We start from the raw sequence: 14,607 nt of genomic DNA, 5'->3' as shown, positions 1-14,607 counted from the left end.
AATTGGCAATGCAGATATGCCAGTTTATCCTGAACGCCTTAGCAAAGCCTTAAGCATTCGGGCTCCCGAAATCCCCGCAAATATTACGCGGACAAGTCCCTCGCTCGCCGGCGAGAGTCACCGGTGCGAGGCTTACGCCTGGATTGAATGATTCCAATCAGGACTCGTTCAACGGCCGCAACTCTAGAAGACCTCGATATCGGCCTTCCGCGCGTTGACTTGGGCGAGGCTCTGGCAGAACGATCGGCAAAGATACCCAGCGTCAGCCGCGGTGCGCGCGCAGGCAAAGGCCGGAGGCTCCATGCATCCACCGACACACGCACAATCCCTCGACCTTCCCGCGTTGAGCGCGGCGGAGCGGCTGTTCATTTGGGGTTTCCGGGCCAAGGCCCGCAACGGAAGCGCCGTTCCTACCGCAGCCGATATCCAGCAAGTGTATGACCATTTTCGCGTCGGCGATGCCGTGCCCTCACTCGAAGCCTTGATCGAGATCTTCGCATGCACGGCCCACACCGCGATCGAGGTTCGCTGCCCCATTTGTCCGCGCGTGTCGGACGGCGAGCACGGCATCCTGCGGGCGATCGTCGCAGCGCAGCAGGACCGCGTTGATGTCGCGCGCGAACAGTTCGCGTGCTGGCTCTCGACCGCAGGCGCGGACTGGGCGCTGCACCCCGTCCGGGGACTCGCAACGATCTTCCGCATGGCCGGTCTCATCCTGCCGGACAGGCAGGTTCAGTCGCGCGGCCACGATTGGACGGTGACGATGAAGAGCTGGCTTGTGGGAAGTCCCACATTGCACTGACGAGATCACCGATGATCCACCATTCTTGCTGTCGACACGCAATCGGATGAGACTGCTCGCGGCCGCGCGCCGCGGGGATACCGGTGAGCTGGAGGCGGTCGTCTGCCGGTTCGTCGGCACCGAGAATGGGGATGCGGCAACGCGGGCAATCAACGCGCTTGCTTCCTGCTGACCGTTTCATTCGCCTTGTCGAGCACGAGATCGACCGTATGAGCGGCAATCTTGCGAAGCTGGGCTTCGTCGCCGAAGGCACGTTCGAGCACGGCAAGGCCGCGCGTCACGGTTATGATGTGCAGCGCTGCGGCCTCGGGGTTGCCTTTGAATTCGCCGCGCTCGGCGCCTGCCGACAACGCGTCCTGAACAAGAGTGGTTATGTGAGAGATGAGGTTGGCGAAGGTCTGGCGCGCTTCCTCGTCGAGCCCTTCGCCTTCGGCCGCTCCAAGCTCCATCAATCCGCGCGTGGTCGGACATCCACGGGGCGGCGAGCCCGAGCAGAAGTTGGCAATGGTGAGATCGAAGAACGCGGCGAGGCGATTTCGCAAAGAACCGGCGCCGAGCGCCTTTTGCAGGAGGGCGAGATAGTCGGCCGCATAGCGCCGATAGGCCTGGAGGAACAACGCCTCCTTGCTGCCGAAGGCATTGTAGAGGCTGCCGCGCTGGACGCCGGCATCGCGCGCGATGTCCGACAGCGAGGTGCCGCGGAATCCCTTTCGCCAGAACTGATCGAACGCGATGCGCAGGACGTCGTCGTGATCGAACTCGCGCGGCCTCAAATGTCCATCCTCTGTCCAGTAGGCCGTCCCAGGATGCGAGACAGCCAGATAATATTTGACACGACGTCAAGAACGTGATTTTTCGACATCGTGTCAAAAACAAAATGGGGGCGATCGCTCGCTGCGTCAATGAGCCGAACCGCAGGCGGCCGGTCGCGCCGGAATGCAAAAGGATTCGCCATGCCTCTCCTTCACATCTCGATGCGGGCCGGAAAGCCGGAGGCGTACCGGCAGGCGATCCTCGATGGCCTCTACCGCGCCATGCGCGAGGCGCTGAACGTGCCCAAGGGCGACGAGTTCATGACCATCAGTGAGGTCGACGCGGCGAATTTCCGCTGCGGCAATGCCTACGGCGTCAAGCGGAGCGACGATGCCGTGCTGATCCAGATCACCGTGTTCGCCACACGCACGGCGGAGCAGAAAAAGGCGCTGTACCGCCGGATCGCGGACCTGCTCGGCGAAAGCCCGGGCATCCGCCCCGAGGACGTGTTCGTCAACGTTCTCGATGCCCCGGCGGAGAACTGGTCCGTCGGCCACGGGCTCGCGCAATTTGCGTGAGGCCGAGGGCCCGAACGCCCCTTGAGAATCCACCGCCGAAGGGTTTTGATGGGCTGCGGAGCGATATCTCCGCCGATCCGAAGCCCCGGGACCTGAAACGGCATGACCATGTCGGTCGAGCAATTGTGGAGCCTGCCGGAAACCGCGCTGACCGCCGCCTATGCGGAGGCGCGGCGGCGCTACGCGGAGAAGAAGTTCGAGCGCGACACCCAGCGGGCGCGGCTGGAATGGATGCGCGCGAAGCTGTTCGTCAACACGCCGGGCAATGTCACCGAGCGCAGGATGGCGGTCGACGTATCCGAAGAGCTGGCGCGCAAAGGCCAGGAGGTGCGCGAGATGACGCGCGATCTCGACATGCTCAAGGTCGATGTCGACGTGATCGACACCATGATCCGGCTGCGCGGTCCGCACGGCGCTCCGCCGCTCCATGCCGAAGAGATGACTGAGAAGCCGGTCGAGCCGGAGGGAGAGTGAGATGGCGGCGTTGCGGGGAAGCTGCATCGGAGCTACGAACCTTCCCCACTCGCAACACACGCCTCCATAGTCTCATCGAGCTCGGCGCGAGAGAGAACGCCGAGCTCGGCGATGAAGACGATCCGGGCCCGCGGCACGCCTGCGGCCGGAGCTTCGCCCGGCGCCAGCGTGGCGCGGCCGCCGGCGAACTGAAACACCGTCAGGCGCCCGGGCTGCTCGACGGTCTCGAACAGGCCCTTGGCGCGGGCGAGTTTTGGCGCCAGCCGGGAAATGGCCTGCTGCAGGCGCGGCAGCGAGATGGGCCGGTCCGAGGTCCAGCTCAGTGTTTCGAAACGTTCCTCTGCCGGCCGTCGCGGCCCTACCTCGCGCGTTGCGGGCACACGATCGACGTCTGCGGGAAACAGCAGCGCGGACGGAATCTCGCCGTGTTTCGCATCGACCACCGCGGCCGTGACGCGCAGCGCGCGGATAGCCTCGCGCATCCGCGCGCCCGCGACCTCGTCCGCCAGGTCCAGCTTGCTCAACGCCACGATATCGGCCGCGCGCAGTTGCGAGCGCAGCAGCGCATCATCCAGGGCCGCCAGCGGTGTGCCTGCGTCCATCACGCAGAGCACCGTCTCCAGCAGCGCCTCGCGCAGGATCACCGGGTCCATCAAATTGCGCACGATGTCGGTGGGGTCGGCGACCCCGCTGGTTTCGATGACAATGTAATCGGGCCGCGGATCTCGCCGCAGCAGGGTCGCGAGTGTGCGCAGCAGATCGCCTTCGAGCGAGCAGCAGATGCAGCCGTTGGCAAGACTCACCACGCCGTCGCTTGCGCCCGCGATCAGCTCCGCATCGATGTTGATCGCGCCGAAATCGTTGACCACGGCGGCGATCCGCCGCCCGTCCGCATGCGCCAGCAGGTGGTTCACGACCGTGGTCTTGCCCGCCCCCAGGAAACCCGTCACCAGGAGAATCGGGACCGGCATGCGTCAGCCCTCGACGACGGGCCGGCGCACGGGCCGGCCGGGGCGCGCCGCCACATCCAGCACGCCGTCGCTGATCAGTGGCTGGCCGCTGACGATCAGATGCCGCACGCCTTCTGACGGGCGGTTCATCGCCGAAAATGTCGCGCGGTCGCTGAGCTTCTCGTAGTCAAACACCACGATGTCGGCATCCGCGCCCACCTGAAGCCTGCCCTTGGCGCGCATCGCGGGCGTGCTCTGCGACAGGATCTCGGCTGGAATCAGTGCGCATTTGCGCACGCCTTCCAGCAGCGACACGGTTTTGCGCTCGCGCACCCATTCGCGGATGAATTTTGTGAAGCAGCCGGCCGAGCGTGGATGCGAGGTAGCGTCGTCCGGAATGGGCCAGGCGTCGCCAGTGTAGGTGCTGCCGTCGGGCAGCGTCCACGGCATCGCGTCTGACGCGATCGCACCGCCGGGATACAGCACCGACATGTCGAGGAGATCGCGATGATGCGAATTGTTCTCGGTATCGAGGATGTGCCACAGCACCAGCGAGGACGGCTCTTCGGCCTGCGCCTTCAGTAGCTCCTCGCGGTCACGGAAACGATGACCGTCGGTCACGCGTTGCACGGAATCGTAGCCGGTGCCGTTGCGCTCGACGAACTCGGGATCGCTGAAGAAGGCCGCGGCCAGCACGGTCGAGCCGGTGCCGTAGGGATAGGCTTCGACCGTGATGGGCAGGCCCTGCGCCTGCGCCTTTGCGACCAGCACGCGGCAGCGCTCGACGTCCGTCTTGCTCGACGAGTTGAAGTGGCAGATGTGCATGTGCGCGCCGGTGGCGCCGGCATAGCCGATCAGGCGGATATAGGCTTCGGCGGCGCTTTCGGGATCGATGCGGGACATGTAGGCGACGTGGGTGAAGGTCGGCACGTCCTGTGCCGCCGCGAGCTGGCAGACTGCGGTCAGCTCCTGCACGCCGGCGCCCGGCGCATAGGCGTTCAAAATGCCGATGCCGATGCCGCCCTCGTTCAGGCCGCGCGCGAGGCGCTCGAGGATGCCGGCGACCTCCGCATCGCTCGCGACGTTATCGATCCAGCGGCGATCGCGCATGGCGTTGCCGAACGCTTCCAGCGAACTTTCCGCATTCGAACCCGTCATCGCGCCGATGCGCGCAAACGCCCAGTTGGCGGCGGCGCCGTAGTTCAGCACGCGTCCCTTCTTGGCCTGGCGCTGATACCAGGACGCGACCGGCAGCACGCCGGCCTCGAGATCGAGCGTCGTCGTCACCCCGTCAAATGCCTGCATGCGGTCGGCGGGAAGCGACTGGCCATGCGCATGCAAATCGATGAACCCGGGCGCGACCACGAGCCCGCTGGCGTCGATCACCCGCTCAGCGCCGCCGAGCGAGGAGCCGACCGCGGCGATCCGGCCATCCACCACCGCCACATCGCCGATCGCGTCCATCCCGCTGGCGGGATCAACCACCCGGCCGCCAGAGATCACCAAGCCGCTCATATCGTCACTCCGCAAGCAGATTGCCAAAGCCTCCAAAGGCCGACAGTGGCTCCGGAGGCAGATTCAAGCCGCATAGAGGCAGATTCCAAGGCGAACGACCACCTCCACTGAAGCCGATGCATCATGCTTGAGCGGAAGGTCCGATGCTCGCAGGACACATCGAGGAGCGATGGAGCAGCGACTGAAAGAATTCGCAAACAGGTCGCGGCTGCGCGCCCGCGTTCTCGCGGCATGTTTTGCCCGAGCTATGCTTCTCTCGTCACCCTCTCCGAAGAAAGGGCGCAGGGAAGACCGGGCGCCGGCTGGCACCCGCAAAGCCCCCGTGCTGAATGGATGCACGCGAAATGCACAGGGGAGACACAGGGCAGCCAAACGTCCGGCCTTCCCTGCGCAGTGGTTTGACGGCCTATGCCGCGCTCTCCCGGGAGCCGAGTTCGTTCTGGCCTCCCTCACCCTGGCGAAATTCACGACCATCGCACCGGTTGACGCGATGACTGCCTTCGCAAAGGCTTGACCGTAGCAACGACGGTCGGGACCCCACGGTTTCGCCGTACGCGGGCAACCCTGCTTCGCCCAAAGGCTCCGCCGAGTTTGGGCGCCGTCCGTCGATCGCGGGTTCGTGCCATGCTCACGAGGTTCATCTCGCCCTGCACGCACGAGCCCGCCTTTAACGCCGCCCGCGTACACCGCAACCCAGCCCGCGTTCGTGACGACGTACGACCGCCCCTTTGGTGGGCTGGGATGGCCGACACGTACGACAACTCCGAGTTTCGGTAAACTGGAATATTTTCGCAGCAACGCGTTGACATTGATTTAGGCTGTTTTGCCCGACGGCCGGGCCAAGGCCCGCACGTCCGTTCGACATGCGCGAAGCGCCACTCGCAAATAGTATCTCATTGAGATACGAAGGTCTTGCAATACGTATCCCGACAAGATACGTATCACCATGATCAAGAGCTTCAAGGGCAAGTTCGCCGAGACGATCCTTCAGGGCCGCATGGTCTCAAAGGGGTTCCCGGCAGATATCGCCAAGGTCGCGCGCCGAAAGCTGATCATGGTGGACGCCGCCGACTTTCTCGATGCCCTGAGATCGCCTCCCGGCAATCGCCTTGAGGCTCTCAAGGGCGATTTGGCGGGCAAGCACTCGATCCGCATTAACGATCAATGGCGGATCGTGTTCAGATGGACCGATACAGGTCCCGAAGATGTCGAGATCATCGACTATCATTAGACGGGTCACCGTAGCCAACCAAAGGAGTTCGCAGATGGCAAGGAAACTTCCGCCGATTCATCCCGGCGAAATCCTGCGTGAAGAATTTCTCGTTCCGCTCAAGCTGACACCCTACGCGGTGGCGGCCGCCCTGAACGTGCCGCGTACCCGGATCGAGCGCATTGCGCGCGAAGAAAAGCCCGTCACGGCGGACACTGCGCTGCGGCTCGGCAAGTTCTTCAAGACCGGCGCAGCATTCTGGATGAACATTCAGACGCGCTTCGACCTCGAAACGGCCGAAGACGTGCTGGCACCGCAGATCAGGAAGATCGCCTCCTACAAGGCGGCATAAGGGTGTAGTGCACGGTCACCGTAATTCCGTAATTCTGAGATCATCATAGTCGCCACGGGCCAACCACCATGCCATTAACTATCGCGGAAATTACCGAAGCTTTCGAGTTCGCCAATACCGGCGGCGACATGGGAGAGTTTCGCGCCTTCGTCTGCAAGCGGACGGGCAAGATCCATTACCAAACCGATTTCCCCGACACCGCAGAGTTGCTCGACGAACTACCGGCCGACATCGACGACGAGGAAAAATATGTCGCGCTCCCGGACAAGCGCGAACTCGACCTGGGCAAGCCGCTCGTGCTCAATTTTGTGCGCGAATACCTGCCGGACGATTTCGATGACGTCCGCTATTTCTTCAACAAGCGGGGTGCCTATTCGAAATTCAAGGCGCTGCTCGCCAGACGAGATGCGATCGATCACTGGCATGCCTTCGAAGCAAAAGCCACCGAGCAGGCGCTGCGCGACTGGTGTGCGCTGAATGAGATCGAAATTGTCGGTTGATTTAACCCGCATGCGCGGCGGCTCGGCAAACTGCTTCGAGACCGGCGCGGCCTTCCGGATGAACAGGCAGACGCGATTCGACCTCGAAACGGCCGAAGACGTGCCTAGCGTCGCCGGGCCAGTTCGGGTGCCAAAGAAATTCGTTGATGTCATTTCGAAAGATCCAGTTCCGGATCGAACAGATGGCGCGGACCTGCTAATCTGCGGCACGGTCGCGCTTACGCGGCGACTGGGAACTCCGTGACGCGAGCAGGAACATGGCCGGCAAGCACATGCTCGATGGGCTGATAAGTTGGTCTACACGCGAGCGATGGGCCGAACGGTTCGAGTGGGTCCTTGAATGTCACCTTGCCCCCACCTGCGAGGAAATCGGCATCGAGATTGCGGATATCGCTTCGACCATCGGCGAAGACCTGTTCATGAGCGCGGTGTGGGCCTGCGCTTTCGAGGACTTCCTGACCCGTGAATTCGACGGCGAGAACGCGACCGATGACTATCTCAAGCGCCGCGGCTGGAAGGAACCCGCCTCGGTTCGCAATTACGTGGCCGCGCTGCGAAAATCGACGATGAGCCTCTATGAGGTCAGCGACATCGTCCCTGGCACTTCGTTTCTGGCGCGCGACCTGCTCCGCGACGGCGAACCGATCCTGGTCAGCGAGCGGAGCGCGACCCGAAGCCTCAAGCCATGGGACCGCATTGCCGCGCGCGTCGTTGATGTGGGATCGCGGACGCAGATCGGTGGCGCTGTGCTGGCATTCGACCACGAGACATCGGAACTCCTGATCGAGGCCGTTCGGAAGCTGGAGTCGCTCGGCAGCGAGGACGAGCGAGAATTGGCCGAAGCGAACGGATACGAGTTCGACGAGGACGCATTCTCGGATCTTTCTCCCACCGAGAGGCTGCGCGCAATCGCGCCCATGTTCACGACATTCTGGCTTGTCGACGCGATTGACCGAATTCAGTCGCCGAGGATTCCCGATTTGCGGAACGCCGAGGGGGACAAGGTGATGCTGTGCGAAGCGCGCTTCCCGCTCGCCGCCCGCACCACGGGGCGTGACATCAGAGCGGCTTTGGAAGCACGTCCGGAGTTTCGCGCCACCAGTTCGAAGTCATGGAGCTGGGTTGGCGAAGAAAGAGGCGTAGCCGGGCCGGCCGCCGCCGCATCGGAGCCCGATGGGCCATCGCGGGAACTGCTCACCCTCGAAACGTGGTCCGACGAGGACAAGCTCGTGCTGGGCGATATACGGCTGGAGGGCAAAACGTTGGTGCTCAGCGCCAACTCCGAACAGCGCTGCGGCCGCGGATGCGCGCTACTGTCCGACGCGCTCGGCGGACGCCTGCGCCAGCCCTCGGTCAAGACGGAATCGATCGAACAGATCATGGCGTCGCGAGAACCTGCGATGCCAAACCAGCTCGATATCCCTGCGGAGGAGCAGCGCGCCATTGTCCATGATTACATGGACCGGCACTACCGCGACGTGCTCGATCAACCGGTTCCCGCGCTTGGAGGGCAAACACCGCGTGCCGCGGTCAAGACGGAGGGCGGACGGATCAAGGTGGTTGAGTGGCTCAAGATCATGGAGAACCGGACGGCGAAGTCCGCCGATCCAGATGATCCGATGGCCAGCTACAATTTCGCGTGGCTGTGGACAGAGTTGGGTCTCAGCGAACGGAGGGAGTGAACGCGTCTGGCCATGACCGCTGCGCTGGTCGCCGACCCTGGGCTTGCCCGGCTCGCCACGCTATTCCATATTGTATATTGTCCCTTGACTCTCCCTTGGCTCGGAACAGAATTTGTCGCTCGGCTAGATCGCTGCCGTTTCCATGGTGAATTCATACAAGGGAGTGGGACGGAACGACCCCTGCCCCTGCGGCAGCGGCAAGAAATTCAAGAGGTGCTGTCTCAACTCACAGGGCCTGAACGAGGCCTCGTCCCGATTACACCCGGATGATCCGCAGGCGCGGGAACTCGCCCGATCGGCGCTCGAGCAAGCGAAAGGAGCGATCCGAGGATACGATCCATTCACGGAGCCAGACCCGGAGCAGTGGCTTGCGCTGGACGAACAAGAACGGATCGATCTTGTCATGGAGTATCATCGACGTGCGCGGATCCGTTTCCCACGCGAGAAATTGCATGCCGTTATTCACGCCATCGTCGAGAACCAGATTGCTGATCGCGAACTGCCGGTGCGCGGCACGGCGCAACGACTGATGTCCGAAGGGCTCGATCGTCACGAAGCCGTTCATGCGATCGGCTCGGTGCTTGCCGGATACATCAACGACCTGGTGCGTGGAATCAGATCGGGCGGCGGCGACCTCGATACGCCATGCGACCAGAATCCGCATGAGGCTTATTTCGCCGAGCTGGAAGCCTTGGCTGCTGAAGGATGGCTTCGGTCCGCGTGACCAGTTGGCGATCGACGCGATACGGTGCGACTATACGCAGCACTCATTGCCGCAAGGGAGTTTGTGGTGTCAGCAGAGAGCCCGGACGTTCGGCAGGTGCAAGGGTACTGCAGTCTGTGCATCGCCCGTTGCGGCACCGTCGCAACGGTGACGGATGGTAGATTTGCACGTCTGGACCCCGATCCGACCCACCCTACCGGCGCGGCAATTTGCGCCAAGGGCCGAGCGGCTCCCGAGCTGGTCTATCACAAGGACAGGTTGAAGCGACCGCTGCGTCGAACACGGCCGAAACGCGACTCCGATCCGGGATGGGAGGAAATATCGTGGGATGCGGCGTTCGATCAGATCGCCAGCGCCATGCGGCGCATCGCCGAGCAGCATGGACCTGAAGCGGTGGCGTTCAGTCAATCGTCGCCTTCGACAACCGCCATTGCGGATTCTGCTGCCTTCGTTGTCAGGCTGATGAATGCATTCGGCACGCCGAACATGGTGTCGGCGCTTGAGCTGTGCGGCTGGGGACGCGGCTTTGCGACGCGCTACGTCTTCGGCGTCGGCAGCGTTGCGACCGGAAGTGGCGGCGGCGCAATGGCAGACATTGCCGAATCCGGCTGCCTGATCCTGTGGGGGTATAATCCATCGTTTACGCGCATTACGCATGCGACCGCGACGGTCGCGGGCCTGAAGCGCGGAATGAAATTGATCGTGATCGATCCGCGCAACGTCGGGCTTGCCAACAAGGCCGACGTCTGGCTGCGGGTGCGCCCCGGAACCGACGGCGCCCTCGCGCTGGGTCTGGCCAATATCATGATCGAGCGCGGATGGTACGATGAAGCGTTCGTCCGCACATGGAGCAACGGACCTCTTTTGGTGCGTTCCGATACAGATAGGTTGCTCAGGGCGGATGACCTCCTTTCTGGCGGCGGCGCCGGACAATTTGTCGCTTGGGATTCAGGATCCAGCCGCGTGGTCAGCTATGATCCGGCGGTTGGCCGCTACGAGGAAGGCGCCGTGACCCTTGCCTTGCGAGGCGAATACACGGTCGCAACCAGGGACGGTCCGACCGCTTGCCGACCGGTCTTCGATCGCTACGCAGCGCTGTGCCGCAGATATTCGCCCGAAATAATTGAATCGACATGCTGGATCACGCGCGACCAATTGGAGGAAGCTGTCCGCACGATCTGGCACGCCCGGCCTGTCTCTTATTATGCCTGGAGCGGGCACGAGCATCACGCCAACAGCACGGAGACGGCGCGGGCGATGGCCATGCTCTATGCTCTGACCGGAAGTTTCGATGTGGCCGGAGGCAATGTCCTGTTCCCTGCGGTGCCGGCCGGGTCGATCACCGGGGAGAACTTGCCCGCGGCAAGTCAGCTTGCTCCCGCGGTCGGATTTGCCGAGCGCCCGCTCGGACCTGCGCGCTGGAACCATGTCTCCCCTCGCGACTTTTACCGAGCTGTTCTCGAAAGCAAGCCCTATCCCGTCCGCGGACTCATCGGGTTCGGCGCCAACTTGCTGCTCGCTCACGGCGATCCGGTTCGCGGACGCGCGGCGCTGGCCGCGCTCGATTTCTACGCCCACGCCGACCTGTTCATGACGCCGACGGCGGCGCTTGCGGATATCGTGCTGCCTGTGGCCTCCTGCTTCGAACGCGAATCCCTCAAGATCGGATTCGAAATCAGCGCAGAAGCGCAATCGCACGTTCAGCTCAGGCAGGCCATCGTCGCCCCACCCGGCGAGGCACGGTCCGATACCGACATTGTCTTGGGCCTTGCCGCGCGTCTCGGCCTTGGCGAGCATTTCTGGAACGGCGATGTCGATGCCGCTTACCGGCAGCAACTTGCTCCCAGCGGCGTCACCCTCGACGAGCTTCGAGCGCACCCTGCCGGACTACGGAAGCCGCTGACAACGCAGCACATCAAGTACGCAGCAAGCGATGACAAGGGAAACCCGCGCGGCTTCCCGACGCCGTCGCGGAAAGTCGAATTCTGGTCGGAAACTTTCCTTGATCACGGCTATTCGGCCATGCCGGATTTTGTCGAACCAACCATCGGCCCGGTTGCCCGCCCCGATCTGGCTGCGTCCTTCCCCTTGATCCTGACGTGCGCGAAGCCCAGCCTTTTTTGTCAGACCCAGCAGCGTTCACTGCCGAGCCTGCGCAAGCGCGCACTGGATCCGGAGATCGAGCTGAATCCGGCGACAGCCTCAGCACGCGGAATCAGCAACGGAGAGTGGGTTGACGTGCGCACCCCGGCCGGCGGAATGCGAGCCCGGGCGCGCTTCAGTGAAAAGCTCGATCCGCGCGTGGTCGTGGGCGAGCATGGCTGGTGGCAAGGTTGCGATGAACTGGGACTTGGCGATTGCGATCCGTTCGATCCGAACGGCACGAACTTCAACCTGACAATCGACGCCAGCGTCCGCGATCCCGTCAGCGGCACGCCGTCGCATCGATCCAATCTTTGCGAAGTTCGGCCGGTGCGGGGGTCTCGCGCAGATGAGCTTTAGGAAAGGGTGGATTCAATTTGTTCGGACGCACGTGTTTCACCCGCGCAGCACCGGACAATATCGCAGAACAGCGCGGAACATCCGTAGCGTGGCGCGCCACTCAGAACAAAACTACGAACTCTTATTTGGTTGAGATTGCTTTATGAATTCCATTGTCTACCAGCTATACCGCGCGACGCCCTTTCCGGCATAGGACCTGGTGACGTTGGAGAACTCGCCTTCGAACGTCGCCGCTATCGACCAGCCGCTCAGCCATTTCATTTCGGCGGATGCTGTGGTGAGTGCGGAGTCACTCGCTTGTCGTGCGCCGTTCACGACAAAGCTTGCGCCGGGCAGTGTCAGGAAGGTGGCGCCGATCGTGCGGTCCGGATTGAAGTCGTGTGCCCAGGCGGCCCGGCCACGCAAGGTAAGGATGGCGTCGGCCAGCGCGTAGGATTTGTCGCTGCGCAGCCCGATTTCGCTGCGCGTGTCCGTGACGCTGCTGGCCGCATAAGCCAATGCAAAGGTTCCTGCGCCCGACACGACGCTTTCGGCGTAAGCGGGCAATTGGAATGTCGTGAACTGGCCCGCGGCATAGGGCGTGAGGCCAACGCCGCCAATCCATGGCACGACGTAGCGGTTGCCGCCTTCAATACGCCCCGAATACGCATTGGCATTGAAGTGTGCACGGAGTTGGTCGATGCCGGCGATGGTCACGGTGCGATCCGTGGTGATGTCCTGCCAGCCATAGGCCGCGGCCACGGTGATGTAGGCGTTATTCACGGTGTGCCGCACGAAGGTACCGGCCTGGAGCAGGTCGGAGCGCCCGCTTCCCAATCCATTCGCGATGGAGAAATTGGTCGCGCCGCCGGCCAGCGCGAAACCGACGACGGTTTGTGGTGACAGCCAGTAGTCGGCGCCAACAGCGACGCCGCCGAGCCGGCTGGTCGACATATTCGAACCCAGCGTCGCACTGCCATCGGTGGTCTGGTCGCCGGCAAAGCCCGCGGCCCATACATTCCAGCGCGCGTCGAAGGCACGCGGCGGCGCCTTGGCGAACATCGCATAGGCGTCGCGCGCGGCCGCGTTGCGCGTGCGGCTTGCCACATAGGAATTTGCCGCTTCGCTTTCCTCGACAAATGCCGGCAGCGCGGATGCGCTGGTCCCTCGTCCGACGCCGAAGGGGTCGGTGAGCAGGCCCATGAATTGGGTCATGGCCTGGAACGTGGTCTGCTGCGAACCCGTCGCGGTCTCGCCGGACGCCTCGGTCAGGCCGTTGGCCGTGAGTGCGCTGTAGACCAGCGGAATGCCGCCATTGCTGTTGAAGTAGTTGACGATGGCATTGCCGACGTTCTGCTGGTTGCCGCTGAGGCCGCTGCCGGGCGGCGGAACGAAGTTCAGCCCCAGGTTGAGGTAGGCGTTGGTGCCATCGTAGCTCAGCGTGGTATGGAAATTCGACGGCAGATTGGTATCGACCAGCGACCCGAACGTCCCGCTGATGCTGGCGGCGGTCAGGATGGTGTACTGCTTCGCGACGTAGCTGCCATTGGCATAGATCGCCTTGACGGTCGATCCGCCCAGCGTCGCCGCGCCTGTCACATTGGCGGAGCTCGATGTCGTCGGATTGATCTGCACCATGTAGGAGGCGCCGGACTGCAGCGCGAGGCTGCCGGTCACCGTCATCGACGAGCCCGCGGTGCCGCTGCCCGGCGCAAAGACGCCACCGGCGAGCACCTTCAGCGCGCCGACCGTTCCCTGCCCGGACAGCGTCGCGCCGCCGTTCACGCTCGTCAGGCTTGACGCGGCGATCGAGCCATCGACGATGAGCGTCCCGGATTGCACATTCGTCGCTCCGGTGTATGTGCTTGCGCCCGTCAGGGTCAGCGTCGCGCTTCCGAGCTTAGTCAGGCCGCCGGTGCCGATGATCGCCGAGGCGATGGTCGTCGCAAAGGATTGCGTGTCGATCGTCCCGCCGCCGGTGTTGAGCGTCATGCCGCGCGTTGCCGCCAGGTTGAAGCTTGCGCCGAATTGCAAGGTTCCGCCGCCGAAGGTCAGGCCGCCCGAGGCCGCGCCGAGACTGGCGTCAGAGGAGGCCGACAGAACGCCTTGCGTCAGGATCCAAGGCGTCGCCGCGCTTGTCGTTCCGGTCAGTGTCCAGGTGCTCGTGCCCACCTTCTCGAAGCTGGCGAAGCCGGTGTAGAGCGCGCCGATGTTCGAAACGTTGAAACTCGCATTGCTCGAGCCGCCGAGTTGCAGCGCGTCGGAGCCGGCGCCGACGACATTGCCGAGGAACGAATAGCCCGACTGCAACTGCAACGTATTGCTGCCGCCGGTGAAACTGATCGCATTGGCGCGCGTCGCGCCGTCGCCGGACAGGCCGCCGTTGATCGCGCCGCCGGTGACGACGGTGAGGCCGGACCCGACAATGCCGGCGCCGCCCGCGCCGACGGCGCCGTCCGGCGCGCGACAGGAAGCCCGACAGTGGGATCGCGATGACTTCGGCAATCAGATAGGCGGTCTGGACCCAGGAGACTTCGCTGGAGCTGGCCGACAGGCCGGCCTGGATTTCGCTCAAGGACGCCGAGA

General features: G+C 63.5%; 13 protein-coding genes. 9 read left to right on the top strand and 4 right to left on the bottom strand.

Features of this window, described 5'->3' with window-relative positions; all coding sequences use genetic code 11:
* Positions 1-343 precede the first annotated feature (343 nt).
* Complete coding sequence (locus GWG65_RS32430; RefSeq protein ID WP_275199567.1) at positions 344-802, top strand: hypothetical protein; 459 nt, start codon at positions 344-346, stop codon at positions 800-802.
* A gap of 149 nt (positions 803-951) precedes the next feature.
* Here GWG65_RS32430 and GWG65_RS32425 read toward each other — a convergent pair whose 3' ends face one another.
* Complete coding sequence (locus GWG65_RS32425; RefSeq protein ID WP_275199566.1) at positions 952-1,575, bottom strand: TetR/AcrR family transcriptional regulator; 624 nt, start codon at positions 1,573-1,575, stop codon at positions 952-954.
* Between the two features lie 180 nt (positions 1,576-1,755).
* On the opposite strand from GWG65_RS32425, the gene GWG65_RS32420 reads away from it, so the two are divergent.
* Entirely contained in the window at positions 1,756-2,133 is a 378-nt protein-coding gene (locus tag GWG65_RS32420; RefSeq protein ID WP_275199565.1) for a tautomerase family protein, read from the top strand.
* Between the two features lie 102 nt (positions 2,134-2,235).
* A complete protein-coding gene (locus tag GWG65_RS32415) occupies positions 2,236-2,607 on the top strand; it encodes a hypothetical protein (RefSeq protein WP_275199564.1) in 372 nt (123 codons plus the stop codon).
* A gap of 32 nt (positions 2,608-2,639) precedes the next feature.
* Here GWG65_RS32415 and GWG65_RS32410 read toward each other — a convergent pair whose 3' ends face one another.
* Both GWG65_RS32410 and GWG65_RS32405 read right to left on the bottom strand, forming a co-directional pair.
* Positions 2,640-3,578, bottom strand: coding sequence for a GTP-binding protein (locus GWG65_RS32410; protein ID WP_275199563.1), 939 nt, complete (start codon positions 3,576-3,578; stop codon positions 2,640-2,642).
* Between the two features lie 3 nt (positions 3,579-3,581).
* Entirely contained in the window at positions 3,582-5,072 is a 1,491-nt protein-coding gene (locus tag GWG65_RS32405; RefSeq protein WP_275199562.1) for an amidohydrolase family protein, read from the bottom strand.
* A gap of 946 nt (positions 5,073-6,018) precedes the next feature.
* On the opposite strand from GWG65_RS32405, the gene GWG65_RS32400 reads away from it, so the two are divergent.
* The 6 genes from GWG65_RS32400 (at position 6,019) to GWG65_RS32375 (ending at position 12,042) form a co-directional block, all read left to right on the top strand.
* A complete protein-coding gene (locus GWG65_RS32400) occupies positions 6,019-6,303 on the top strand; it encodes a type II toxin-antitoxin system RelE/ParE family toxin (protein ID WP_275199561.1) in 285 nt (94 codons plus the stop codon).
* Between the two features lie 34 nt (positions 6,304-6,337).
* On the top strand, positions 6,338-6,634 hold the full coding sequence (locus tag GWG65_RS32395) for a HigA family addiction module antitoxin (RefSeq protein WP_275199560.1): 297 nt from the start codon (positions 6,338-6,340) through the stop codon (positions 6,632-6,634).
* Between the two features lie 68 nt (positions 6,635-6,702).
* Complete coding sequence (locus GWG65_RS32390; protein ID WP_275199559.1) at positions 6,703-7,134, top strand: hypothetical protein; 432 nt, start codon at positions 6,703-6,705, stop codon at positions 7,132-7,134.
* A gap of 257 nt (positions 7,135-7,391) precedes the next feature.
* A complete protein-coding gene (locus GWG65_RS32385) occupies positions 7,392-8,816 on the top strand; it encodes a hypothetical protein (RefSeq protein ID WP_275199558.1) in 1,425 nt (474 codons plus the stop codon).
* A gap of 142 nt (positions 8,817-8,958) precedes the next feature.
* Complete coding sequence (locus GWG65_RS32380; RefSeq protein ID WP_275199557.1) at positions 8,959-9,540, top strand: SEC-C metal-binding domain-containing protein; 582 nt, start codon at positions 8,959-8,961, stop codon at positions 9,538-9,540.
* A 24-nt stretch (positions 9,541-9,564) separates the two neighbouring features.
* Positions 9,565-12,042 carry a molybdopterin-dependent oxidoreductase gene (locus tag GWG65_RS32375; protein WP_342760688.1) on the top strand — a complete coding sequence of 826 codons (2,478 nt, stop codon included), beginning with the start codon at positions 9,565-9,567 and terminating at the stop codon, positions 12,040-12,042.
* 156 nt (positions 12,043-12,198) lie between these two features.
* Here the strand turns inward: GWG65_RS32375 and GWG65_RS32370 are convergent, their stop codons facing one another.
* A complete protein-coding gene (locus tag GWG65_RS32370) occupies positions 12,199-14,526 on the bottom strand; it encodes an autotransporter domain-containing protein (protein WP_275199556.1) in 2,328 nt (775 codons plus the stop codon).
* Positions 14,527-14,607: the final 81 nt, after the last annotated feature.

This window comes from Bradyrhizobium sp. CSA207 (assembly GCF_029051685.1).
Lineage (GTDB): Bacteria > Pseudomonadota > Alphaproteobacteria > Rhizobiales > Xanthobacteraceae > Bradyrhizobium.
Note: the sequence above shows the minus strand (reverse complement) of the source record. Positions and strands in the feature narration are given on the sequence as shown.